The 22,416-nt window shown below is 48.8% G+C and carries 21 protein-coding genes and 1 riboswitch; of the genes, 6 read left to right on the top strand and 15 right to left on the bottom strand.

The window, feature by feature from the left end; genetic code table 11:
* Position 1: 1 nt before the first annotated feature.
* Genes AB1I49_RS06305 through AB1I49_RS06290 form a run of 4 tightly spaced genes read right to left on the bottom strand, consistent with a single transcriptional unit; the run spans position 2 to position 3,518 of the window.
* Positions 2 to 790 carry a class I SAM-dependent methyltransferase gene (locus AB1I49_RS06305; RefSeq protein WP_407720476.1) on the bottom strand — a complete coding sequence of 263 codons (789 nt, stop codon included), beginning with the start codon at positions 788 to 790 and terminating at the stop codon, positions 2 to 4.
* Positions 787 to 1,434 (bottom strand): DUF6873 family GME fold protein, encoded by a 648-nt coding sequence (locus AB1I49_RS06300; RefSeq protein ID WP_407720475.1) that lies wholly within the window; start codon positions 1,432 to 1,434, stop codon positions 787 to 789. The genes AB1I49_RS06305 and AB1I49_RS06300 overlap by 4 nt, the downstream gene beginning before the upstream one ends.
* Positions 1,431 to 2,795 carry a DNA repair protein RadA gene (radA, locus tag AB1I49_RS06295; RefSeq protein WP_407720474.1) on the bottom strand — a complete coding sequence of 455 codons (1,365 nt, stop codon included), beginning with the start codon at positions 2,793 to 2,795 and terminating at the stop codon, positions 1,431 to 1,433. The genes AB1I49_RS06300 and radA overlap by 4 nt, the downstream gene beginning before the upstream one ends.
* A gap of 12 nt (positions 2,796 to 2,807) precedes the next feature.
* On the bottom strand, positions 2,808 to 3,518 hold the full coding sequence (locus AB1I49_RS06290; RefSeq protein ID WP_407720473.1) for an N-acetylmuramoyl-L-alanine amidase: 711 nt from the start codon (positions 3,516 to 3,518) through the stop codon (positions 2,808 to 2,810).
* Positions 3,519 to 3,676: 158 nt separating this feature from the next.
* On the opposite strand from AB1I49_RS06290, the gene AB1I49_RS06285 reads away from it, so the two are divergent.
* Positions 3,677 to 4,549, top strand: a complete 873-nt coding sequence (locus tag AB1I49_RS06285; RefSeq protein ID WP_316609240.1) for a methionyl aminopeptidase — start codon at positions 3,677 to 3,679, stop codon at positions 4,547 to 4,549.
* A gap of 43 nt (positions 4,550 to 4,592) precedes the next feature.
* Here the strand turns inward: AB1I49_RS06285 and AB1I49_RS06280 are convergent, their stop codons facing one another.
* From AB1I49_RS06280 to AB1I49_RS06255, 6 genes are all read right to left on the bottom strand, one after another.
* The gene (locus tag AB1I49_RS06280) at positions 4,593 to 7,160 is read right to left on the bottom strand and encodes an ATP-binding cassette domain-containing protein (protein ID WP_407720472.1); all 2,568 of its coding nucleotides are present in this window, start codon (positions 7,158 to 7,160) and stop codon (positions 4,593 to 4,595) included.
* Positions 7,133 to 8,017, bottom strand: a complete 885-nt coding sequence (locus AB1I49_RS06275) for an energy-coupling factor transporter transmembrane component T (RefSeq protein WP_407720471.1) — start codon at positions 8,015 to 8,017, stop codon at positions 7,133 to 7,135. The genes AB1I49_RS06280 and AB1I49_RS06275 overlap by 28 nt, the downstream gene beginning before the upstream one ends.
* The gene (locus tag AB1I49_RS06270) at positions 8,017 to 8,826 is read right to left on the bottom strand and encodes a DUF4430 domain-containing protein (protein ID WP_407720470.1); all 810 of its coding nucleotides are present in this window, start codon (positions 8,824 to 8,826) and stop codon (positions 8,017 to 8,019) included. Before AB1I49_RS06270 ends, AB1I49_RS06275 begins: the two co-directional genes overlap by 1 nt.
* Before the next feature lie 12 nt (positions 8,827 to 8,838).
* Positions 8,839 to 9,972 (bottom strand): hypothetical protein, encoded by a 1,134-nt coding sequence (locus tag AB1I49_RS06265; protein ID WP_407720469.1) that lies wholly within the window; start codon positions 9,970 to 9,972, stop codon positions 8,839 to 8,841.
* Positions 9,969 to 10,931 carry a dockerin type I domain-containing protein gene (locus AB1I49_RS06260; RefSeq protein WP_407720468.1) on the bottom strand — a complete coding sequence of 321 codons (963 nt, stop codon included), beginning with the start codon at positions 10,929 to 10,931 and terminating at the stop codon, positions 9,969 to 9,971. Before AB1I49_RS06260 ends, AB1I49_RS06265 begins: the two co-directional genes overlap by 4 nt.
* 121 nt (positions 10,932 to 11,052) lie before the next feature.
* Positions 11,053 to 11,185, bottom strand: a riboswitch (cobalamin riboswitch).
* 35 nt (positions 11,186 to 11,220) lie between these two features.
* On the bottom strand, positions 11,221 to 12,150 hold the full coding sequence (locus AB1I49_RS06255; protein ID WP_201426499.1) for a DMT family transporter: 930 nt from the start codon (positions 12,148 to 12,150) through the stop codon (positions 11,221 to 11,223).
* 113 nt (positions 12,151 to 12,263) lie between these two features.
* Here AB1I49_RS06255 and AB1I49_RS06250 point away from each other — a divergent pair, with 113 nt between their 5' ends.
* From AB1I49_RS06250 to AB1I49_RS06230, 5 genes are all read left to right on the top strand, one after another.
* Positions 12,264 to 12,506 carry a FeoA family protein gene (locus AB1I49_RS06250; protein WP_201426500.1) on the top strand — a complete coding sequence of 81 codons (243 nt, stop codon included), beginning with the start codon at positions 12,264 to 12,266 and terminating at the stop codon, positions 12,504 to 12,506.
* On the top strand, positions 12,496 to 13,536 hold the full coding sequence (locus tag AB1I49_RS06245) for a FeoB small GTPase domain-containing protein (protein WP_201426501.1): 1,041 nt from the start codon (positions 12,496 to 12,498) through the stop codon (positions 13,534 to 13,536). The genes AB1I49_RS06250 and AB1I49_RS06245 overlap by 11 nt, the downstream gene beginning before the upstream one ends.
* A 138-nt stretch (positions 13,537 to 13,674) precedes the next feature.
* Positions 13,675 to 14,973 carry a phosphopyruvate hydratase gene (gene eno / locus AB1I49_RS06240; protein WP_201426502.1) on the top strand — a complete coding sequence of 433 codons (1,299 nt, stop codon included), beginning with the start codon at positions 13,675 to 13,677 and terminating at the stop codon, positions 14,971 to 14,973.
* 92 nt (positions 14,974 to 15,065) lie between these two features.
* Positions 15,066 to 15,992, top strand: a complete 927-nt coding sequence (locus AB1I49_RS06235) for a recombinase family protein (RefSeq protein WP_405318215.1) — start codon at positions 15,066 to 15,068, stop codon at positions 15,990 to 15,992.
* Positions 15,970 to 16,812 (top strand): nucleoside recognition domain-containing protein, encoded by an 843-nt coding sequence (locus AB1I49_RS06230; RefSeq protein WP_405318216.1) that lies wholly within the window; start codon positions 15,970 to 15,972, stop codon positions 16,810 to 16,812. Before AB1I49_RS06235 ends, AB1I49_RS06230 begins: the two co-directional genes overlap by 23 nt.
* 53 nt (positions 16,813 to 16,865) lie before the next feature.
* Here the strand turns inward: AB1I49_RS06230 and AB1I49_RS06225 are convergent, their stop codons facing one another.
* The 5 genes from AB1I49_RS06225 to AB1I49_RS06205 all read right to left on the bottom strand — a co-directional run bounded on the left by AB1I49_RS06225 (position 16,866) and on the right by AB1I49_RS06205 (position 22,336).
* Entirely contained in the window at positions 16,866 to 17,549 is a 684-nt protein-coding gene (locus tag AB1I49_RS06225; RefSeq protein WP_407720467.1) for a zinc ribbon domain-containing protein, read from the bottom strand.
* 12 nt (positions 17,550 to 17,561) lie between these two features.
* Positions 17,562 to 18,938 (bottom strand): thioether cross-link-forming SCIFF peptide maturase, encoded by a 1,377-nt coding sequence (gene scfB / locus AB1I49_RS06220; protein WP_407720466.1) that lies wholly within the window; start codon positions 18,936 to 18,938, stop codon positions 17,562 to 17,564.
* 72 nt (positions 18,939 to 19,010) lie between these two features.
* The gene (scfA, locus tag AB1I49_RS06215; protein WP_216524039.1) at positions 19,011 to 19,160 is read right to left on the bottom strand and encodes a six-cysteine ranthipeptide SCIFF; all 150 of its coding nucleotides are present in this window, start codon (positions 19,158 to 19,160) and stop codon (positions 19,011 to 19,013) included.
* Positions 19,161 to 19,385: 225 nt separating this feature from the next.
* Positions 19,386 to 20,750, bottom strand: a complete 1,365-nt coding sequence (locus AB1I49_RS06210; protein ID WP_407720465.1) for an aminotransferase class I/II-fold pyridoxal phosphate-dependent enzyme — start codon at positions 20,748 to 20,750, stop codon at positions 19,386 to 19,388.
* Positions 20,750 to 22,336 carry a peptide chain release factor 3 gene (locus tag AB1I49_RS06205; RefSeq protein WP_407720464.1) on the bottom strand — a complete coding sequence of 529 codons (1,587 nt, stop codon included), beginning with the start codon at positions 22,334 to 22,336 and terminating at the stop codon, positions 20,750 to 20,752. The genes AB1I49_RS06210 and AB1I49_RS06205 overlap by 1 nt, the downstream gene beginning before the upstream one ends.
* Positions 22,337 to 22,416 lie beyond the last annotated feature (80 nt).

The raw sequence follows: 22,416 nt of genomic DNA, 5'->3' as shown, positions 1-22,416 counted from the left end.
TTTATTTTTTTACTCTGTATATTTCAATATGGATCTGGTGCTTTAATTTCAGCGGTTCTTCGTACTTATCCAGCAGCTTACGGTATTTGTTCTCAAACTCTGCTATTTTTTCCTGCGGCAGACTCGCGCCGACTCCGCGGCATGTCTTTACTCGTTCGATCCATGCTTCTTTTGTAAACGTCAGAGTCGCGTTATAGGAATGAATCGTTTCTATTTCAAACTTATTTTCAGCCCAATCGGGATAGTTGTAGCGGAACTCGCCGAAACCACAGCCGTTCCACGATGGATTGTATTTCAGCACAAGCTGCTCCAACTCATAAATCACTCTGTCCTGATACGGCAGCCAGTCCATAAAAATCTTGCAGAACCTTCCGTCGGGTTTCAGAACTCTGCGGATTTCGGCAGTCGCTTTTTCTTTGTCAAAATACTGAAAGCACTGCATCGCGGTTATAACGTCAAAGCTATTATCCTCAAAGCCCGTGTCCTCAGCAGAGCATACGCGGAAATCAATATTCTCCATTCCCCTGTCCGACGCGTTTTTCCTTCCGTAAGCGATTTGGTTTTCCGAGATATCCGTCGCCGTAAACTCTGCGCCCGTGTGGTACATATTTACAGGCAGAATCGCCGTTCCGCTGCCTAAATCGAGAATTCGCTGACCTCTCTTGCCTATTCCAAATGCAATCAGTTTTTCGTACATGCTCTGAGGATAAATATCGCGGTACTTTGCGTAATTATCAGAGGTTCGGCCGAAATCAAACTCGTTTCCGCTGTCAATATAGCTGAGCTTCATCTTTCCACCTCCACAAAGCCGCCGATATCCGTCAACGGCATATTATCACATAATATTTCTATTTTAGAATTATGTTGCATTATATAATCTTTTATTCCGGAATAATCCGAATGCATCTTTATATTTCCAAAAAAGAATATTGTATTGCCGATTCTTCCCGAACAGCCGCCGATAAAACCGTAATCAAAGCCCTCAAGTCTGATTTGTCCCGGAGAAATCCGCAGCACTTCTACCCCATTCTGTTTCATCGCTTTTTCTATAGACAGATCAGCGGTAATGACCGCGTTGTCGTTTACAACGAGCGTTGAACAGCGCGTATAGCCCTGATTCACGTTTACAAGCTCAATGCCATGTTCATTACAGTATTCCAAGACCGTTTCGTCATTTGCCGAAAGCTTTCCGTATAGCCTATTTCCGAGAAAAAGACAGTTTAGCAGCACATTGTTCGGGTAATCCCGCGAAGGCTTCCAGCGGCACTTATCAAGCGTAAATATCCTGTCGCGGATTCTGAGAACCTGCATATCCGCATGGAACTGCTCCGGCTGATGAAAACACGAAACGCATTTTGTCGGAATCACATTATTTCCTCGTTCTTCCATCGCACTGACAAGCTCGGAATACTCTCCGCTCATGATAACAGTCATTGGGTTATTGCCTCGTACGCTTCTCTGATATTCTTAACGCCGATCAGCTTTGCGTCATCGCACTGAACGCCCTTTAGGTTGTGGAAAGGCAGAATGATTCTGTCAAAGCCGAGCCGCACAGCCTCATTGACGCGCATCTGTGCCTGAGAAACGGAACGGATTTCACCCGCGAGTCCGATTTCACCGAACACAACGGCTTTTTCATATAAAGGCTCGTCCTTCAGACTGCTGACAAGAGCCATCGCAATCGACAAATCAATCGCAGGCTCGTCCACTCTCAGACCTCCGACAATATTGATATATGTATCGCTGTTTGAGAAAAAGTAGCCCGAGCGTTTTTCGAGCACCGCGAGTATCATGGAAAGGCGGTTGTAATCGTAGCCTGTTGCCATTCTGCGCGCGTTGCCGTAACCCGACTGTGTGGCAAGACCCTGTGTTTCAGCGAGAATCGGACGCGAGCCTTCGATCGTACAGGTTACGCAGGTACCCGACACCTTGCTCGGTCTGCCCGAAAGCAGCATTACAGACGGGTTTTCTACTTCTTTTAAGCCCTTGTCGGTCATTTCAAAAACGCCGATTTCATTTGTGGAGCCGTAGCGGTTTTTGACCGCGCGCAATATCCTGCAGCTCATCTGCTTGTCGCCCTCAAAGTGAAGTACGGTGTCTACGATGTGCTCAAGCACCTTCGGGCCTGCTATTGAACCTTCCTTGTTGACATGTCCGACAACAAACATCGGGATATCGAGCGATTTAGCGGTTCGCATGAGGATATTGGTACATTCCCTCACCTGAGTGACGCTGCCCGGCGAGGAGCTTAACTCAGAGAGGTTCATGGTCTGGATAGAGTCTATCATAACAAGGTCGGGCTTGATATTCTTGATCTGCTCACATACAACCTCAACGTCGGTTTCGGTCATGATAAAGAGATTAGGAGAGTCCACCTCGAGGCGGATCGCGCGCAGCTTCAGCTGACGCTTTGATTCCTCGCCGGATACATAGAGAATTTTCAGCGTGTCGCCGAGAAACTGGCATATCTGCATGAGCACCGTTGATTTACCGATACCCGGGTCGCCGCCCAGGAGAATCAGACTTCCCTTGACGATACCGCCGCCGAGTACGCGGTTGAGCTCGTGACAGCCTGTATCATAGCGGTGCTCGTCGTCTGTTGAAATCTCGCGGATTGAATACGGCTGCGCATATGTCATTGAAGTGCGCGTTCTGACCGCAGGAGCGGCTTTAGCGGTGTCCTTGATTTCTTCATTCATCGTATTCCATTCGCCGCAGGACGGGCATTTTCCGACCCATTTCGGGGTCTCATAGCCGCATTCCGAGCAAATGTAAACGCTTTTTATTTTTGCCATATATTTCACATCCTAATTGGTGTTATAGTAATCGAGAAAGCCTGTAGTGACAGCGAACGACATTTGTCGCTGATATTCCTCGGTCTTGAGCTTTTCGCACTCTTCCCTGTTTGATAAAAAGCCGCACTCAACAATAACCGCCGGCTGAGTAGTGTTTTTCAGTAAGTATATACCGCTGCCCGCGGGTTTACTGAGCCGTTCGTTGTCGGGCTGCAGCTGGGATTTCACCGAAAACTTGATCGCATCAGCAAGCAGCAGGCTTTTCTCGTTGTTCGGCGAGTAAAAAACCTGTGTGCCGTGTGACGAAGTATCGGAAAACTTGTTCTGATGAATACTGATTACCGTATTGTCAGCCGAGGCGTTGAATATTTCCAGTCTTTTCTTCATGTCGCTGTTCTTGCGCTGTTTTGTGTTATCTCCCTCAGTCGAAAGGTCGCCGTCGTCGGTTCGTGTCATCTCGGTATCAAATCCGAAAAACGTCAGCAAGTCGTCCGTGTCCTTGGCAATGGCGAGGTTTATTTCCTTTTCCGGTACACCGTCGCCGCTGACAGCGCCGCCGTCCTCACCTCCGTGACCTGCGTCAATCACGATATGTGGCATCGATTTCTGAGGCATAGCCGCTGTGCGCAGGGTGATACGCGCGGTTGAGGTAACCATCAGCGCGATAAAAACCGAGAGAAAAAACACAATCAGAAAAACCGCGGCAAATCTTTTAATATTCACAAAACCACCTCTGCAATAAAATATGCGCAGAGGGATTGACGATATAACCATTATACCGCATTTGACCGTTCTTGGCAACAAAAATACAAATTTGTCTTGTCGTACAGCGCGTAAAGTGGTATAATTATCTGGTATAATAAAGTGTAAGGAGTATGGCTATGAAGAAACCCGGAAGAAACGACGAATGCTGGTGCGGAAGCGGCAGGAAATACAAGAAGTGCCACATAGATTTTGACGAGCGCATTGAGGAGATCGAAGCTGAGGGTCATATTGTACCCGACCACAGCATCATCAAGACCGCTGAGCAGATTGAAAAAATCAAGGAAAGCGCTAAAATAAATATTGCTGTACTGGACTACGTTGCCGAGCACATCAAGGCTGGAATTTCTACAGCTGAAATCGACCGCTGGGTATACGATATCACCACCAAAATGGGCGGTATTCCGGCACCTCTTGACTATCAGGGTTTTCCAAAAAGCGTTTGTACCTCGATAAACGACGAGGTCTGCCACGGTATTCCGTCCGAGGACATTATTCTCAAGGACGGAGATATAGTTAACGTCGACTGCTCCACCAATCTCAACGGCTACTATTCCGATTCATCGAGAATGTTCTGTATCGGAGAGGTCAGCGCTGAAAAGAAAGCGCTCGTAGAAGCCGCGAAGCAGGCACTCAGCGAGGGCTTAAAGGAAGTAAAGCCGTGGAACTTCCTCGGAGATATGGGTCAGGCTGTCAATGATTTTGTAAAGAGCAAGGGCTACTCAGTCGTCAGAGAGGTCGGCGGTCACGGTATTGGTCTAGAGTTTCACGAGGATCCGTGGGTCAGCTACGTCAGCGAAAAAGGTACCGAGATGCTTATGGTGCCCGGAATGATTTTCACTATTGAGCCGATGATAAACATGGGCAAGCCCGCGATTTACACCGACGAGGAGAACGGCTGGACGATTTACACAAAGGACGGCACTCCCTCCGCGCAGTGGGAGATCCAGGTTCTCGTCACCGAGGACGGTTACGAAATAATATCATATTAATAGAAAAAGCGTCGCTTATATGCGGCGCTTTTTCATTTTCATTTCAATATAAACCGTATTTCGTTTTCACCCTGTCGAGCTTAGCAAGCATCGGTTCAGCGGCAAAAAACAGTATTACAGCGGTGGAAAAGGCGTGTATTAAGTCAAACGGCAAGCCCTGAGTGTAAAACGAAATGATTGATTCCCATGTTATCGGCACGCGTGTCAGGATAATCGTCGAAAAGTTCATAATCAGCCCGTAAATCATTACAGTCACAATGAATCCGAACACGCAGAGCGCACCACGGCTGCGGCGAAGAAAGCCCTTTTGAAAGAGAATTCCCGCAATAAAGCCGATTATGCCTGCCGCGAACATCTGCCAAGGCGTCCACGCGCCCTGACCAAAGTAAATATTCGACACCAGCATCGTTACCGCGCCTACCATAAATCCCGACTCCGTGCCGAACGCAACGCCTGAGATAATGACAAGCGCCAAAACAGGTTTTATCTGCGGAAACGGTGCGAACGCCGAACGACCCGCGATTACGATCGCACACATCACGGCGATTATCACAAGCTCACGCGGCTGCGGTTTTCTGCCCTCGAAGATGAGAAAAAACGGCAGCATACATTCCAACAGAACAATCAGTGAGATAAACAGAAATTTCTCGTCCTTCAGATAGGTCGTTCCGATAAAAATAGTGACCGGTATCGCGAGCAGTATCATCACGGTCGAAACGATTGTGCGCTTTGAAAGCCTGCTGCTCCTGACTTCTTCAAGCGGCCTGTGAGTCAGCTCGCTCAGCGAAATCATTAAGATTACAAGCGGTACTGCAACAAGCAGACAGTTTGCCCAAAACGGCAGAGAAAGCTTGATAATTTCGATATTGACCAGAATTCCGAATATAAGCGAAAGACAGCCAATCAAAGCCGTCAGCTTTTTCCAAACGGGCATTTTCGGCTTCTGCTCAGGGTTTTCGGGTGGCTTTTCTGTGTAATGAAAATCATTATTTATGCCAGAGAGAATTTTTGGCTTCTCACCCGTGCAGCAGTAAATTATATCCTCGGTTGTAACGGTGTTTTCAAGGATTCCCTTTGACATTCTGCGCGACGAGGTGACGTAGAAGCTGTTTGTTGAGAAGAATTCCCTCGGCGAACCCTCAGCGACAAGCTCACCGTTGAACAGCATCAAACAGCGATGAGGATATTTCGCGCAGAACTCCACGTCGTGGCTGACCATAACAACGGTTGTGCCAAACGATAATAGAGTATTGATAATTGCGGCAAAACGTTCCTTGAAGCCGCTGTCTATCCCCTTCGTCGGTTCATCGAGCAGGATAATATCGGGGCTTGCAAGTAATAGCTTTGCGAGTGCCGCGCGCTGTGTTTCGCCGCCCGATAAATCAAAAGGATGGCGCTCAAGCAGTTCTTCCAGTTCGCACAAGGAAATAACCTGATTAAGCCGCTCCGGCGAGTCGTCTATCTCCTTAAGAGAATCGATAACCGTGTTGCCGCTGAGAAGCAGCTGAGGGTTCTGCGGAAGAGTCGCGATTCGAAGTTTATTTGTATTTATCTTTCCGCTGTACGGCATTAGCGTGCCGTTAACGACAGATAAGAGCGTAGATTTTCCTGCGCCGTTGCCGCCGAGGATAGCGGTGAACTCACCCTTGCGGACGTGAAAGGACAGGTTTTTCAGAACGTCAGGACTGTCCTTTTTGTAGCGGAACCATATGTTTTTCAGACTGATTACAGCATCGCCGCAGGGCGGAATTATTTCGGGATAAAGAGGATATGTATCATGTGTGCTGACGCAGCTTCTCAGCCATTCCCTGCCCTGTGCAACCGTGACCGGACAGTCTGACGAAGTATCTACAGCGCGCCAGATACGCATGGCTGACGGCAAAAGCGCGAAAAGCCTGTCATCGCAGCTGCTCAGATTTTCACCTGTGTGAAGCGGAGTGTCGAGCGAAAGAACGGCACCGTCATCCAGGATAAGCACTCTGTCGCTTATCGGCAGGAGTTCCTCGGTTCGGTGCTCTGAAATGATAACCGTAACTCCGAGCTCTTTATTTATTCTGTGAAGGCAGGCTATGAAATCGCTCGCGGCTATCGGGTCGAGCTGACTGGTTGGCTCGTCAAGAATCAGCACCTCGGGCTGCATTGCCATCACTGACGCGAGATTCAGAAGCTGCTTCTGACCGCCCGAAAGAGTTGTCACGTCGCTCTCAAAGTATTGTTCAATCCCGAAAAACGACGCTGTTTCCGCAACTCTTCGGCGTATTTCTTCATTTTTCAGCCCAAGACTTTCCAGCCCGAACGCAAGCTCGTGCCAGACCTTGTCAGTGACGATTTGATTATCAGGCGACTGCTGAACAAAGCCTATTTTTTTGCACTCCTGTCTTTGAGAAAGCTCATTAATGCCGATTTCATGAAATCTGATTTCGCCCGATAGCCTGCCGTGCGGTGCAAGAGATGGCTTGAGCAAACGAAGAAGGGTACTTTTTCCGCTGCCCGAAGCTCCGCAAACGGTCAGAAATTCGCCTTCAATAACGGAAAAGTTAATGTCCTTAAGCACGTCAACTTCTGTTTCGGGATAGGCAAAGCTCAGATTGCGGATTGTAAACGCTTCCAACGGATTCCCTCCCCCATGTTGACAGTAAACGGCATTATCATTAATGCAAAGTATATAAAATAAAAAATTATAGAATCTATTCCCATTAACTCGCCCTTTACAGACGGAAAATAGCGGTATTTTGCGACTCCGAGTACTCTCAATACAATTAAAGCAGCGGTAAACACACAAATCAACGCAAGACAGATACCGTCGCGCTTATTGAAGCGATAACTTGAATACGCAGTCCTGCCCTTCAGCCCGTACCCTCTCGCCTTCATTGAGTCGGCGGTTTCTATAGAACCTTCAAGCGAGTGTGAGAGCATGACTGAGATAACTCTTACAGCGGTTTTTGTCTTTTCAACAAAGCCGTTTTTCTCTTTTCCCAACAGCTTCTGAGCTGTTCTGACCTCGCGGAACTGCTCTGTAAAACGCGGAACAAAGCGAAACGCCATGGAAAGCACAAGTCCGAGCGACGGCGCGATTCTACTGAAAAGATAAACCAGCTTATCTCCTGTCATAACTGTGTTGAATGATGAGAACCAGAATATTACGCTGCTGAGCATCACCGCTGAGGCAGCGCCGTAAATGATCGCTTCAAGCGTCAGCGGATTATCCCACGGAAGATAACCGAGTATTGTCACTCCGGCGTGGTTGACAATCGGGTTTATGAGCGCAAGGAGCAAGGCGGTCGGCAGGATAAATTTCAGAGCAAAGAACACTGTCTTGCGGCCGTTGAGCTGTATGGCGTTTGTCAGCGCACACAAGAGCGAAACAATCAGGCATACGGGATTCATAATAAACATCGAGAATGAAATCACCGCCGCGAAATATAAAAGTCCCGCTATCGGGTGTATCTTACAAAAGGAATCCTTCATCAGTTGCTCCACTTCAAGTCATGTCCGAGCTGACAGGTGTAGCGGAATTCAACCGTGTCGCCGTTTTTCAGCACGTAACGAGAACAGCCGTAGTTAGGCGCCCATCCGTTTACTCCGTAAACCCAGCCTGACTGGTCGCCGCAGTCGAATTCATACAGGTTGCCGATAGCCTTGATATAAGCTGAATTGTATGCCGGCGTAAAGCTGTGGTCAAGGTGGATTTTCTTATCCTTGCATGCTCTGACGAGCAAATCAAAGACCGATTCGCCCTCCGAAAACTCAAATTGCTCGGGTTTTAATATCCAGCCGTCTGAAGGCACAAGCTCATGATATTCCTCGTCGAGCTTATCCATATTATCGAGAATAGTCGCGCAGGAAATCGACAGCGTGCACCTGAGAGTATTGTCCTGCGTTGTCTGCTCCTGCGGCTCAACGGGCTGAGGCTTGTCCGTCGGCACAGGGTCGGTCTTGTATTTGTCCGTCGTCGGCTCAACAGGCTCCGCGGCTGAGTTTCCGGCGGTCGTCTGCTGTCGGGTGGAAGCCTCAGCGGTCGTCGGAGCTGTTGTCGCTGCTGAGGTCGTGTCATCGGAATCCTTGGCGGTCGTATTCTCAGCCGTCGACGACTGAGTGCTTTTGCGTGTGATAGGACCTGTCGCCGAGGTTGCGTCTGCCGAAAAGGTCGGTGCTTCGTCAGGCGCAGCCGCGTCCTCGTTAATACTGTTTCCCGCCGCAAAAGCAATCACTAAAGCCGCAACGATTGCTGCGGCTGTGATGATAAAGAATTTATATTTTTTGATGAAGGGTATCATAATAATCCCGCCTTAATGTGAAGCGATGTAGCGTTGAGTTTCGGTGACAAATGTGACCTTTATTTCGCCTTGACTGTCCGCACCTGCGATTTTGAGCTGCCTGAGATTGAGCGTTTCAAGCTCGGCAATAGCTTTCTGAGCCAAGGTCGCGTCTGTGATATCGACCGTGCCGTCAAGATTCAGATCGTACTCTGTCAGCAGATCGCACATATCATAAAGTGATGATTTGCCTTCGCGGAGTCTGTTCGCGGCGGTCATTGCGTAAAACGCCTGTTCGGTCGACATCTGATTGTATTCACCGCCGATATTATGCGCAAAGCCGTTTTCGAGCGAAAAGCGAAGCAGACAGTCAACAATGCTGTTGCCGCTCTTGATAAATTTCCCGTCGGTTTCGGGGTCAATGCCGAGGGCTGACAGAGCGGTTATCATCTGCGCGCAGCTTTCGGGAGAGTCGGTAGCTTCCGAAAGTCCGCCGTCATCACGCTGGATTGCGGAATAGTATCCCAATGCCTTATCAACTGCGCATTTTACAGCTTCATTTTTTTTATAATACGGAGCGAGAGCCTGTATCGCCATTCCCGTCATATCAGGATCGGCGCCCTGCTCACCGATAGCCCAGCCGCCTGCCGGAAGCTGCTTTTCCAGTATATAATCGAACAGCTTCTCACGGGTAGTTTGCTCTTTTGAGGTCGTTTCGGGTATTTCATATTGCAGGCTGTCAAGCGCGATCAACGCCCAGACAGGGCCGTTAATACCCTGCTTTTTTACAAAATTAAAGTCCGCAAGAGGCTGCAGCAGGTTATATCCGTTCACATTCTCGGGATTCTTGCCTATAGCTGTCAAAGCTAATATAAGGCGCGAGTTTTCGGTTGATTTATTTCGGTCCAGCTTAGCGCTGCCCTTTTCGTTAATATAATCAACAACGTTGCGATAATATCCTTCCGCCGTTTCATCGGGCAGGATTCCAGCGCGTGCAAGCCCGATAACAAGCCACTCGCCGCCGATTGAACCTACCTGCGGCACAGGACAGCTGAGAAGCTGCTCTTCTGTAGCCTGATATATCGCGTCGGTCTTGCTGCCTGATGCAAAAGCGGTAATCGGACACAGCAGCGCAAGCGCAAGCACAAAACAAATCAGCTTTTTCATCTGGAAGCAATCATACGCTGGATAGCGGTCGTATCAAGTACGGAAACTCTTCCGTCGCCGTTGTATTCAGCGAGCTTGTTCTGTAACTCTGAGAAGCTCACGAGGTCAATGCTCGCCTTCTGAATGAGAGTTGCGTCTGTAATATCAACCTTGCCGTCAAAGTTTACGTCGCCGAGCTGTGCGTCCTCAGCCATTACGTGAACCTTATAAACGGTTTCCTCGGGATATGAGCCCGGCCAAGCGGCATTGCCGACGCCGATATAGAGTGTGTCGCCTGCCTTAACCTCGATCTCGTCGGTTTTTCTGTAGCCGACGCTCTCGGGAACGTACTCATTAATATACGTTCTCACCTGATAGTTCTTGTTCTCGGCTGTAGGAAGTACAAAAACATTTTTTGTTTCGTTACCGATCGTAACGGTGTAGTCGGTATTTGAGGGAGTAAATTCCTCGTTAAGAGCCGGACCGTCAATGCTGAGAGCCTTAAGGGCTGTTGTGGGATTGTTCCAGTCAGCACCGATATCCGAACCGATTTTTACAGAATATGTAAGCTCGAAGGTGTCGCCGTCTCTGAGGAAGATGTAAGCGAGGTTGTTGTTGACTACCCAGTCGTTCTGTACACCCATCCAGCCGCTGTACTGTGCGGCGTCGTTCTCGGCAATACCGTTTACGGCAGCGATATACGAACCCCACTGGGTATCGTTTACGGTGAGCTGAACATTATCCGCATTCAGCGCGGCTGTAACGGTCGAAAGAGCGTCTTTGCCCTCGGAAATATCGACTGTCTTGTCATAAAGAATACCTTCCCAGGCTGCTCCCTCGGAAACAGAATAGGTTTCATTCTTTACGATCAGGCGGATTTTGTCGGTCGCGGCTGACGCGCTGAAAGAAACGCTTGCAGCCGATACCGCCGTCATAGCTGCCAGAGCTGTCGCGATAATGTTTTTGGTTATTTTTTTCATATTGGTTCCTCCAAAAATTTTTGGGAAAGCAAAAATGCTTTTCCGATATACTCAGAAAAGCACAACACAAAGAGCCGTGAAATCACGGTCAGGGTGGCTGCGCTTCTTCTTGTCCAAGAATGCAAGTCCAAGGCAATGCGGCAGCGATCTGACTTATGGATCAATCCAAACACAGTAATGACAGTTGCTACGGATTCTCACCGTATTCTCTATTACATTTCGCAGCGCGAAAAAACGCAAAGCCTGTATCTTTTAATTGTTAACAGTATATCATACAAACGCCGTGCCGTCAATGCTTGTGCAGCTTATCAAACGGCAGCTGCACAAAAATTACCGAGCAAAACATGATAACGCAGCCGAGTATCTGAATGACGGTCATACTCTGATCCTGCTCGAGCCAGCCCATACTGTAGGCAAAGTAGCTCGCAAGCGCGGAAATCACCGACTCCATGCTCATAATCATAGCGGCTATAGTCGGGTTAAAGTTCTTCTGACCGATGACCTGCAGCGTATAGGCAACGCCGCTCGACATGATACCTGTGTACAAAATCGGAATCGCGCCCTGAGTAATCTGCTCCCACGACGGATGCTCGATTATCAGGGCTATCGCGCCGCAGACTACCGCGCAGACAAAAAACTGTATGCACGAGAGCAGAACTCCGTCGGTTTTCGGCGAGAAATAATCGACCAGCAGAATATGCACGGCAAAGAGAACCGCGCAGATAAGCACGAGTATATCGCCCGGGGAAAAGCTCAGGCTCTCCGTTATGCAGAGCATATAGAGCCCGACAACCGCACCCACAGCGCCTATCCAGACCGTGAAATGGCATTTCTTTCCGAGCAAAAGTCCGAAAATCGGCGTGAGGATTATATAGAGCGTTGTGATAAATCCCGCCTTGCCGACGGTTGTGTACTTTACACCGTACTGCTGGAACATTCCCGCGGCGGCAAGCGCAAGACCGCAGCAAACGCCGCCGATAACTGTGATTTTTTTGTCGATCTTGAAGCTCTCGTTCCTGCCCGAAAAAATCTCGGGCTTCCTGAGCTTGATAAGCACGATCGGAATCAGTACAAGGAAGCCGAGAAAGTTACGCGCCGAGTTAAAGGTGAACGGCTCCATGTAGTTGTTGCCCATAGACTGAAAGACAAAGGCAACGCCCCAGATTATCGCGGTCAGAGAGAGATAAAAGCTGCTTTTTATGTTGTTCGTTTTGTTCATTTCCATACTCCTTCGCACAAGTGATATTTTATCATATCAAAAAGTCAAATGCAAGCGGCTTTCTCACAAACAATGCGGCTGCGCATACAATGAAATGTAAAAGCGGTGATAGAATGAATGAATTAATAAGACTATGTGATTTACAGATAAATAAAACGGCTGTTGTCGCTGAGTTTTGCGCCGGTAAGATGACACAGAGAATAAACGACTTAGGCATTGTCGAGGGAAGCGAAATAACTCCCGTGTTCATCGCTCCCTTCGGCGACCCTGTCGCCTATTCGGTTAAGCATACCCTGATTGCTCTGCGCCGAAAGGACAGCAGACTGATATTGGTGAGGTGTGAAGATGACATATGAAATTGCGCTTGCGGGTAATCCGAACGTCGGAAAAAGCACTGTTTTCAACGCGCTGACGGGATTGAAGCAGCACACCGGCAACTGGACGGGAAAAACCGTCGAGCTGTGCACGGGTATGTTCAAATACCGCGATAACCTGTTCAGCGTAACCGACCTGCCCGGCACATACTCAATGAGGGGCTTTTCAAAGGAAGAAAGCGTATCGCGAAAGTATCTGAGCGAAAAGAAACCCGACTGCGTGATAATTGTCGCTGACTCAAATGTTCTCGAGCGGAACCTGAGCTATGTATTAGAGATATTACAGCTGCAGCGCAATGCAGTTCTTTGTCTTAATATGAACGACGAAGCCCGGCGAAACGGCACTGTTATCAATACGGAAAAATTATCAAAGGAGCTCGGTATTCCCGTGCTGAAAACCTGCGCCGTGAAAAAGGCGGGCTTAGACGAATTAAAACAAACCGTGCTGAATATCTGCGAAAAACCGTCTTTCAGTCAAGACGAGATGAATACCGATACGTTTCTGCTGAACAACGCGCTCTTGCTCTCAAAAAAAAGCAAGGAGATCTGTGATAAATGCGTTTCCTACCGAAATAATACAAAACGCAGCGGCAGGCTTGACAAAATACTGACCTCAAAATCAACAGGAATCCCGATTATGCTCGCCTTGTTTGCGCTGCTGTTCTGGATTACGGCGGTCGGCGCAAACTATCCCAGCGAATGGCTGAGCGCGCTGTTCGCGTTTATCAAGGAAAGACTGTATGAGCTATCTGACTGCATTCACGTGTCTGAATTTTTGAGCGGAATTCTGATTGATGGAGTGTACACAACGCTGAGCTGGGTGGTTTCGGTAATGCTGCCCCCGATGGCGATTTTCTTCCCTTTATTTTCAATAATCGAGGATTCCGGATACCTTCCGCGCATTGCCTTTAACCTCGACAAATTCTTCTCGCGCTGCGGCGCAAACGGCAAACAGAGCCTGAGCATGTGCTTGGTGTCTGATTGGCGATATTTAAGCCTTTTTTGTCGATAATTACCAATATCCACTTGACAATAAAAAGCGTGCTGTGCTATACTACATATAGTTAGTACGAACAGTGCTAAACCAATAAATATGGACTTGAAGGAGTTTTCCCTCGGTCTGTAAATTTAAGATGAGAGGAAGTATTTTATGAACTACTTATCAATCGAAAACGTTGTCGGCAGAGAAATTCTTGACTCCAGAGGCAATCCTACCGTAGAGGCAGAGGTTACACTTGCTGACGGTACCGTTGCAAGAGGCACTGCTCCCAGCGGCGCTTCCACAGGTGAGTTCGAGGCTCTTGAGCTTCGTGACGGCGACAAAGGCAGATACCTTGGCAAAGGTGTTCAGAAGGCTGTTGATAACATCAACAACGTAATCGCTCCTGCAATCATCGGCATGGACGCTTCAGATATCTATGCTGTTGATAAGGCAATGATTGACCTTGACGGCACAAAGGATAAGTCAAAGCTCGGCGCTAACGCTATTCTGGCTGTTTCCATCGCTACCTCCAGAGCTGCTGCTACCGCTCTCGAGCTGCCCCTCTACAAGTTCCTCGGCGGCGTTCAGGGCACAAAGCTCCCCGTTCCCATGATGAACATTCTCAACGGCGGCGCTCACGCTACCAACACCGTTGACACCCAGGAATTCATGATCATGCCCGTAGGCGCTCCCAGCTTCAAGGAAGCCCTCAGATGGTGTGCTGAAGTATTCCACAACCTCGCTAAGATCCTCAAGGCTAAGGGTCTTGCTACCTCCGTCGGCGACGAGGGCGGCTTTGCTCCCAACCTCTCCTCCGATGACGAGACCATCGAGACCATTCTCGAGGCTGTTAAGGCTGCAGGCTACGAGCCCGGCAAGGACTTCATGATCGCTATGGACGCTGCTTCTTCCGAGTGGAAGAGCGAAAAGGGCGTTGGCTTCTACAAGCAGCCCAAGTCCGGTCTTGAGTTCACCTCCGATACACTTATCGATCACTGGGCAGCTCTCTGCGAGAAGTACCCGATCATCTCCATCGAGGACGCTCTCGACGAAGAGGACTGGGAAGGCTGGAAGAAGCTCACAGAGCGTCTCGGCGACAAGGTTCAGCTCGTAGGCGACGACCTCTTTGTTACCAACACCGAGAGACTTTCCAAGGGTATTGCTAACGGCTGCGCTAACTCTATCCTCATCAAGCTCAACCAGATCGGTTCCGTTTCCGAGACTCTTGAGGCTATCAAGATGGCTCACAAGGCCGGCTACACAGCTATCTCCTCACACCGTTCCGGTGAGACAGCTGACACCACAATCGCTGACCTCGCTGTTGCTCTCAACACCTGCCAGATCAAGACCGGCGCTCCCAGCCGTTCCGAGCGTGTTGCGAAGTACAATCAGCTCCTCAGAATCGAAGAGGAACTCGGCGATGCAGCTCAGTATCCCCAGATGGGCGCTTTCAACGTAAAGAGATAATTTTTCGCTGAATAATTTCAAGGCTTGAAGTCACACGGCTTCAAGCCTTATTTTTTGCCTCTCTCCTTCATATGCTGTAGAGAGGTGGTTTTATGAAATACAAAGCGGCGCTTTATATGCGTCTCTCAAAGGACGACGGTCAAAGCGAGAGCGTCGGAATCAGCGCTCAGCGCAGGATCCTCAAGGCGTACTCAAAGGAGCACGGCTTTGAAATCGAGGACGAATACATCGACGACGGCTTCAGCGGCACAAACTTTGAGCGTCCCGCATTCAAGCGCATGATAAAGGACATTGAACAGAAAAGGATTAATCTTGTACTGACTAAGGATTTGTCAAGACTCGGACGTAATTATATCGCTGCGGGAGAGTATACGGAAATCTATTTCCCGGGAAAAGGCGTGAGATACATCGCGGTCAGCGACGGTTATGATTCGGCAAGCCCGAACGATGATATCGCACCGTTCCGACACGTAGTCAACGAGATGTACGCACGCGATATTTCGCGAAAAATACGTTCTTCTCTGTACGCCCGTATGAAAGACGGCGTTTATATCGGTAATTTCGCCCCGTACGGCTACGAAAAGTCACCTGACGATAAAGGTCGCCTGATAATAGATCACGCGGTTTTTGAGGCAGTCAGGGCGATTTTCAGTCTTGCGGCAAACGGCTGTACCACTCGAAGTATCGCGGAATTTCTCAATGAATCAAAAACTCTCTGTCCTCTTGTCTACCGCTGTCAGAAATACGGACTGGATATCAGAAATTATACAAGCTTCAAAAACCGCGGCTGGACGTCATCTACAGTCAGAAAAATAATCCGAAATGAGGTGTATATCGGCAACACGGTGCAGCACAAGACAGTCAAGCCATCATTCAAGCTTAAAACCTCGCTGATAAACCCATCGGGTGATTGGATAAGAGTCGAGGGTACGCATGAAGCGATTATCGACAGGGAAACCTTCATTCAGGCTCAAAACTCGCTCTCTCAGCCCAAGCATGGCAATGGGCATCGGCTGTAATGCCTGCGGTGTCACAGGCTGTCGGATCATCGAAAATCCGAAGGAAAGACTGATTGCTGTATTGACAAACAACTTTATGCCCTGCAACGGAAGATTCCCGATACTAATCGCGATGATAATGATGTTCTTTGCTGGCAGCGCGTTCGGATTTCTGAGCTCAATCGAGGTCGCGCTGATTTTGCTGCTGATACTGCTTGTCTGCGTTTTGCTGACGCTTGCTGTGTCGAAGCTGCTGTCCTTAACTGTCGCTAAAGGCGCACCGTCGGGCTTTGCGCTTGAACTGCCGCCGTACCGCAAGCCGCAGATATTAAAAACAATAGTGCGTTCGCTGCTTGACAGGACGCTTTTTGTACTTGGCAGAGCAGTGATCGTCGCAGCACCCGCGGGCGCCGTGATCTGGCTGACGGCAAATATCAGAATCGGAGACTGCTCAATACTTCAATACTGCACGGACTTTCTCGACCCCTTCGGGCGGTTCATAGGACTGGACGGAGTAATAGTAATGGCATTTATTCTCGGATTTCCCGCAAACGAAACGGTGATTCCGATAATAATCATGTCGTATATGGCAAGCGGCACGCTGATGGATTACTCGGGTTATCCTGAGCTGCTGCGGCTTTTTTCGGCAAACGGCTGGACGGTAACAACTGCGGTTTGTATGATGGTTATGACGGTATTACATTTCCCCTGCTCCACAACCTGTCTGACGATAAAGAAAGAAACAGGAAGCCTGAGATGGACGCTGACGTCAATGTTACTTCCAACGTTGATGGGAGTAATCATCTGCGCCGTAATTGCAAATACAGCAAAGCTGTTCTGACAAAAAAATATGCGGAGATGTCTTCTGTGACATCTCCGCGTTTGTTTATTCTGTTAATTAATTTTTGTTCCGCATCTGACGCAGAATTTTTCATCTGCCTGCAAGGGCTTTCCGCAGTTCGGACAAGCGGGTGCAGGTGCCGAAACGGCGATTTCTTTGCCGCAGTTAGTGCAGAACCGCGCGTCCGCAGGAAGCTGCTTTCCGCAGTTAGTACAGAACTTAACACCCTGTGCAGGTCTCTGCGGCGACGGATACTGCTGAACAGGCTGACGATACGCTGCCTGAGGAGCCGCCTGAGGTTGATACTGAGGAGGAGTCTGCTGTGGCATCGCCTGAGCATTTTGAGCAGGCTGAACCATTGGTGACTGAGCTCTGGTCTGAGTTGCCGCGTAGTTCAAAAACTCCTGCACGTTAATATTCGCAGGCTGCGCGTTTGCTCTGAGAATATTATTGGCGTACAGGGTCAAATCCTGAGCGTGCTTCTTGTACCTTGCTCCCATAAGCTGTACGACGGAATATCTGATATTGATCGCCGTGCCGTTTTGATAAGGCATAAAATGAATTGTGCACGCGCCGCCGTTCATATTGTACTTAATCGAAAAATTCAGTCCGAAGCTGATTGATACCATCGGCGTCTGCTTGCAGTCCTTGCCGAATTTCTGCGCCGCTGTCTGTACAAAAGCTCCGTAAACTGCATTGAGCGGACATGGATAAAAATAGCATAAATCTCTGGTCATAATGTTTCTCCGTCAATCGTTGTCAGCCAAAGCCGCTTTCATCATAATCGCGCACTCCATGCGCTTTTTGAACAGCTCGCAGCCGTATTTGTATATTCCGTTGATCGAACCCGTCGCGTGATAGGCATTTGCCGCACAGCCGCCGCTGCAATAGAGTCTTGCCCAGCAATCCTTACAGTCGGGTCGGGCGTAGGCGTTGCAAAGCTTGAACTCGTCCTGAATCTCTTTGTTGTCAACTCCGTTCCAGATGTCGCCGAGCCTGTATTTCTCGTCGCCGACAAACTGGTGACATGGATATAGGTCACCCCAAGGCGTGACTGCCATGTACTCTGTTCCCGAACCACAGCCCGAAACGCGCTTGTAGATGCACGGACCGCCTGTGAGATCGATCATGTAATGATAGAAGGTAATCGGTCTGCCCTCTTTTTCGCGCTTGATCATCTCTTTTGCGAGGATTTCATACTGTTCAAAGAGAACGGGCAAATCATCATATGTCAAGGCGTACGGGTCGCTCGGCGCGCATACAACAGGCTCCATCGAAAGCTCTGTGAAGCCGAGGTCAGCCATATGGAAAATGTCGTTTGTGAAGTCTGTATTATTGTGAGTGAATGTGCCGCGAACGTAATAGCCTTTGTTTCCGCGGCGCTTGACGAACTCCTGAAATTTAGGAACAATTACGTCGTAGCTGCCCTTGCCGTTGATTGTTTTGCGGAGGTTGTCATGAATCTCCTTTCTGCCGTCAAGACTGAGAACAACGTTGTGGCACTCCTTGTTGGCAAACTCGATAACGTCGTCATCAACGAGCATGCCGTTTGTGGTAAGTGTAAAGCGGAAATTCTTGTTGTGCTGCTTTTCGATGCTTCTGGCGTAGGCGACTATTTCCTTGACAACTTCAAAGTTCATCAAAGGCTCGCCGCCGAAGAAGTCAACCTCGAGGTTTACCCTGCTGCCGGAGTTCTCAATCAAGAAATCAATCGCTCTCTTGCCCACCTCAAGCGACATCAGCGCGCGCTCGCCGTGGTACTTTCCCTGAGATGCAAAGCAGTACTCGCAGTTGAGGTTACAGGTGTGAGCGATATGCAGACAGAGTGCCTTGATTACAGTGTTTCGCTTTTTGAAGTCAAAGGCGAGGTTCTCGTATTGGTCGGACGTAAAGAGCTTGCCCATGTCCTTCAGCTCCTGAACATCGTCAAGGCAGTCGTTGATTTCAGCTTCATTTATTTCAGCGTCGTCCGCGTACTTTTCGAGCATGGCGGAAACGATTTCCTCGCGGCTGCTGTTTTCAAACATCTCGATCACGTCATATGCGAGGTCGTCAACGAGATGAACGCTGCCGCTGTAAACGTCGAGTACGATATTGTATCCGTTAAGTTTGTATTGATGAATCATAAAATTCTCCTGACAAAAGGAAAGCCGTTACTAAAAGATGTAACGGCGTAAATCCTTCATTTGAAATTAAAATTATTTCTCGCTGCACTTCTCGCACTGCTGGTTAGCAACGCCGCAGGAGGTTTTGCAAGCGGACTGGCAGGAGGTCTGGCATTCGCCGCAGCCGCCGGTCTTTACGCTCTTCTTAAGATCGCGAGTTTCAATAGTTTTAATTCTTTTCATAGTTATCAAACTCCTTTATCAATCTATAGGGCACCTCTAAAAACATCAAGCTGCCCATAGACACAAATCTTTCACAGCATATTCCTGCCAAAGCTCCTCGTTATACGTCAGTATGACTTCGTCGTTTTGACAATAATCTACTATAAAATATCCGCACCTCTGCACAACTCTATATTTTTAGAGGTGCCCTAAATAAATCTTACCATATAGCGCGTGTTTTGTCAATTACAAATCTGCAACCAATATGGAATCGGGATATGAATTTTCACTTGAAATGATATTGACGCCTTTGCTGTGAAGGCGCGTGATAAGCGTGATTATTTCCGCTGAAAGCACCTCGCCCTTTACAATAATCGGAATCCCTGGCGGATACGCAAAGATATCCTCGGCGCTGACAAGACCCTCTGCTTCACTGAAAACTACGGATTTTGTCTTTCCTGTCTCAAACGGATAGAGCCGCCTTTCGGGGAGTCCAAACGAGATTTGCAGGTCATTGCCGATTGTTGGGTTACATTCTCTGTCGATCTCAATCAGCGCGTTTTTCAGCCGCTCAAAACCGTCGTCTGTGTCGCAAACAGAGGTCATTGCGATAATGTAGCCGTGAGCCGCCATCTCGACTTCAATATAATAACGTTTTCTGAGAATGTCCGCAAGCTCAATGCCGCTTATGTCGGCATTCTGAGTTGAGATCACCAGCTTGCCTGTGTCGTAATCAAAAGCCTGCTTTCCTCTGAACAGCAAGCTGAGATGCTTCAGATCAAGCATAGCATCTTCAAAATCGCGTAATCTCCTGATATATGAATCAAAATCCCGGCTTGAGGTCAGACAAGCTTCAATGCTGCTCATAAGAACATATGACGGGCTGCTCGTCTGAAAGATTGACAGCGCGGATTGAAGCGGCTGAATCAACGAACCGTCGCTTGTCAGTAAAAGCGCCGTCTGTGTCATCGCGGGCATCGTCTTGTGCAGGCTGACAACGGAAATATCGGCGCCGCAGTCCATCGCTCCTTTCGGAAAAGCTGAATGAAACGGAAAATGCGCTCCGTGTGCTTCATCGACAATCAGCCGCGTTCCGTGAGAACGGCAAATACGTGCAATGGCTTCAAGGTCTGAACAAATTCCCTCGTATGTCGGTGAGGTAATAATGACGAGCTTTGCGTCGGGGTTATCGACAAGCTGTTGTTCAAGCGCTGACGGGTCAACACAGCCGTATATATCATTCGTTGCGGACTCAGGCATGAGAAATTCAGGTCTTAAGCCCAGCAGCTCAGCGGCATGATAAACAGAAGTATGGCAGTTTCGTGCGATAATCACCTTGTCGCCGCGGTTCGATACCGCCTTAACGGCCGATAATATTCCGCAGGTCGCTCCGTTCACGAGCAGAAACGCGCGATTCGCGTGATAAATCCGTGCGGCCGTATCCTCGATTTTCTTTATCAGACCTTCGGGGTGATGAAGATTATCAAAGCCGTCTATCTCGGTCAAATCGAGCTGATACGGAAAGACTCCGTCGCGGATATTTCGCTTATGCCCGGGCATATGGAACGGATATGCGCAGCCCTCAGTATAGACTAAGATTTCGTCCTTCATCAGTTGGTACCGAATTCTCTGAGTTCAAGTCCCTTGTTGTGGTCGAGCGCCCAGTCGATACTCCAGTAGCTTGTAAAGAGCAGAAGACGGTTGCCCTTCAAATCCTGGATCCGCTTTGTATCCGAGGCGAGGTCGAGAGTTTTGGGGTCGATATCGTCATTCACAATCCAGCGGATATACTCATAAGGCAGGCTCTCCATGATGATGTCGACGTTGTACTCGTTCTCAAGGCGGTACTTGAGAACATCAAACTGGAGCACACCGACAACGCCGACGATTACCTCTTCCATACCGGCGTCTAGCTCCTGGAAGATCTGGATAGCGCCTTCCTGCGCAATCTGACTTGTACCCTTGATAAACTGCTTTCTCTTCATGGTGTCCTTCTGACGGACGCGCATAAAGTGCTCGGGCGCAAATGTGGGTATGCCCTTGAACTGCACCTTGTGGTTCGCGGAACAGATCGTATCGCCGATCGAGAAAATACCCGGGTCAAAAACGCCGATAATATCGCCCGCGTAAGCCTCTTCGACAATCTCACGCTCCTGCGCCATGATCTGCTGAGGCTGTGACAGACGCATTTTCTTGTTGCCCTGAACATGGAACACCTCCATGTTCTTCTCGAACTTGCCGCTGCATATACGCATGAAGGCGATTCTGTCGCGGTGCGCCTTGTTCATGTTTGCCTGAATCTTGAATACAAAGGCAGAGAAATCCTCGCTCATCGGGTCAACCTTCTCGCTTACGGTTTCTCTTGAAAGCGGAGATGTGGTGAGCTTAAGGAACTGTTCAAGAAACGGCTCAACGCCGAAGTTTGTCAGAGCCGAGCCGAAGAATACGGGAGTCAGCTTGCCGTCGCGGACAGCTTCGAGGTTGAATTCGTCGCCGGCACCGTCGAGAAGTTCAATCTCGTCAAACAAATCTGCCTTGAGATACTGTCCCAGTGTGTCGTCAATCGCGGGGTCGTCGAGAGCAAGCTCGGTTTTCTCTACTTCCTTCTGACCGTTGTTCGCGGTGAAGCATAGAATCTTTTCGGTATTGCGGTCGTAAACGCCCTTGAATTCCTTTCCCGAGCCGATAGGCCAGTTGACAGGATAGGTATTGATACCGAGAACATTCTCAATATCCTCGAGCAAATCAAATGGATTCTTGGCGTCTCTGTCCATTTTATTAATAAAGGTGATAATCGGTATATTGCGCATAACGCAGACCTTAAAGAGCTTTATCGTCTGCTTCTCAACGCCCTTTGAGCCGTCGATGACCATTACCGCGGAATCCGCCGCCATGAGCGTGCGGTAGGTGTCCTCGGAGAAATCCTCGTGTCCGGGGGTGTCGAGGATATTAATGCAATAGCCGTCGTATTTGAACTGGAGAACCGACGAGGTAACTGAAATACCTCTCTGCTTCTCGATTTCCATCCAGTCGGAAACTGCGTGCTTTGCCGTTCTCTTGCCCTTTACAGAGCCCGCGAGATTAATAGCGCCTCCGTACAGAAGGAGCTTTTCGGTCAGTGTGGTTTTACCCGCGTCAGGGTGAGAGATAATCGCGAAGGTTCTTCGTTTTGTGATTTCATCTCTGTATGAGCTCATAAATTCAATCCTTTCGGAATTTTCTACAACTTTATTATTTTACAATTTTCATGCGCCTTATGTCAACAATAATTACGGGA

This window comes from Ruminococcus sp. NATIVEDY160 (genome assembly GCF_045819885.1).
Lineage (GTDB): Bacteria > Bacillota > Clostridia > Oscillospirales > Acutalibacteraceae > Ruminococcoides.
This window is presented reverse-complemented; position numbering and strand designations above follow the sequence as displayed.

What these genes read in the sequence shown, in the direction of transcription:
- AB1I49_RS06230 (WP_405318216.1), top strand. Translation starts at nt 15,970, where the DNA reads ATGGCAATGGGCATCGGCTGTAATGCCTGCGGTGTCACAGGCTGTCGG.
- AB1I49_RS06250 (WP_201426500.1), top strand. Translation starts at nt 12,264, where the DNA reads ATGAATGAATTAATAAGACTATGTGATTTACAGATAAATAAAACGGCT.
- AB1I49_RS06285 (WP_316609240.1), top strand. Translation starts at nt 3,677, where the DNA reads ATGAAGAAACCCGGAAGAAACGACGAATGCTGGTGCGGAAGCGGCAGG.
- scfA (WP_216524039.1), bottom strand. Translation starts at nt 19,160, where the DNA reads ATGAAAAGAATTAAAACTATTGAAACTCGCGATCTTAAGAAGAGCGTA.
- AB1I49_RS06260 (WP_407720468.1), bottom strand. Translation starts at nt 10,931, where the DNA reads ATGAAAAAAATAACCAAAAACATTATCGCGACAGCTCTGGCAGCTATG.
- AB1I49_RS06205 (WP_407720464.1), bottom strand. Translation starts at nt 22,336, where the DNA reads ATGAGCTCATACAGAGATGAAATCACAAAACGAAGAACCTTCGCGATT.
- AB1I49_RS06265 (WP_407720469.1), bottom strand. Translation starts at nt 9,972, where the DNA reads ATGAAAAAGCTGATTTGTTTTGTGCTTGCGCTTGCGCTGCTGTGTCCG.
- scfB (WP_407720466.1), bottom strand. Translation starts at nt 18,938, where the DNA reads ATGATTCATCAATACAAACTTAACGGATACAATATCGTACTCGACGTT.
- AB1I49_RS06235 (WP_405318215.1), top strand. Translation starts at nt 15,066, where the DNA reads ATGAAATACAAAGCGGCGCTTTATATGCGTCTCTCAAAGGACGACGGT.
- radA (WP_407720474.1), bottom strand. Translation starts at nt 2,795, where the DNA reads ATGGCAAAAATAAAAAGCGTTTACATTTGCTCGGAATGCGGCTATGAG.
- AB1I49_RS06225 (WP_407720467.1), bottom strand. Translation starts at nt 17,549, where the DNA reads ATGACCAGAGATTTATGCTATTTTTATCCATGTCCGCTCAATGCAGTT.
- AB1I49_RS06210 (WP_407720465.1), bottom strand. Translation starts at nt 20,750, where the DNA reads ATGAAGGACGAAATCTTAGTCTATACTGAGGGCTGCGCATATCCGTTC.
- eno (WP_201426502.1), top strand. Translation starts at nt 13,675, where the DNA reads ATGAACTACTTATCAATCGAAAACGTTGTCGGCAGAGAAATTCTTGAC.
- AB1I49_RS06300 (WP_407720475.1), bottom strand. Translation starts at nt 1,434, where the DNA reads ATGACTGTTATCATGAGCGGAGAGTATTCCGAGCTTGTCAGTGCGATG.
- AB1I49_RS06305 (WP_407720476.1), bottom strand. Translation starts at nt 790, where the DNA reads ATGAAGCTCAGCTATATTGACAGCGGAAACGAGTTTGATTTCGGCCGA.
- AB1I49_RS06255 (WP_201426499.1), bottom strand. Translation starts at nt 12,150, where the DNA reads ATGAACAAAACGAACAACATAAAAAGCAGCTTTTATCTCTCTCTGACC.
- AB1I49_RS06275 (WP_407720471.1), bottom strand. Translation starts at nt 8,017, where the DNA reads ATGAAGGATTCCTTTTGTAAGATACACCCGATAGCGGGACTTTTATAT.
- AB1I49_RS06245 (WP_201426501.1), top strand. Translation starts at nt 12,496, where the DNA reads ATGACATATGAAATTGCGCTTGCGGGTAATCCGAACGTCGGAAAAAGC.
- AB1I49_RS06270 (WP_407720470.1), bottom strand. Translation starts at nt 8,826, where the DNA reads ATGATACCCTTCATCAAAAAATATAAATTCTTTATCATCACAGCCGCA.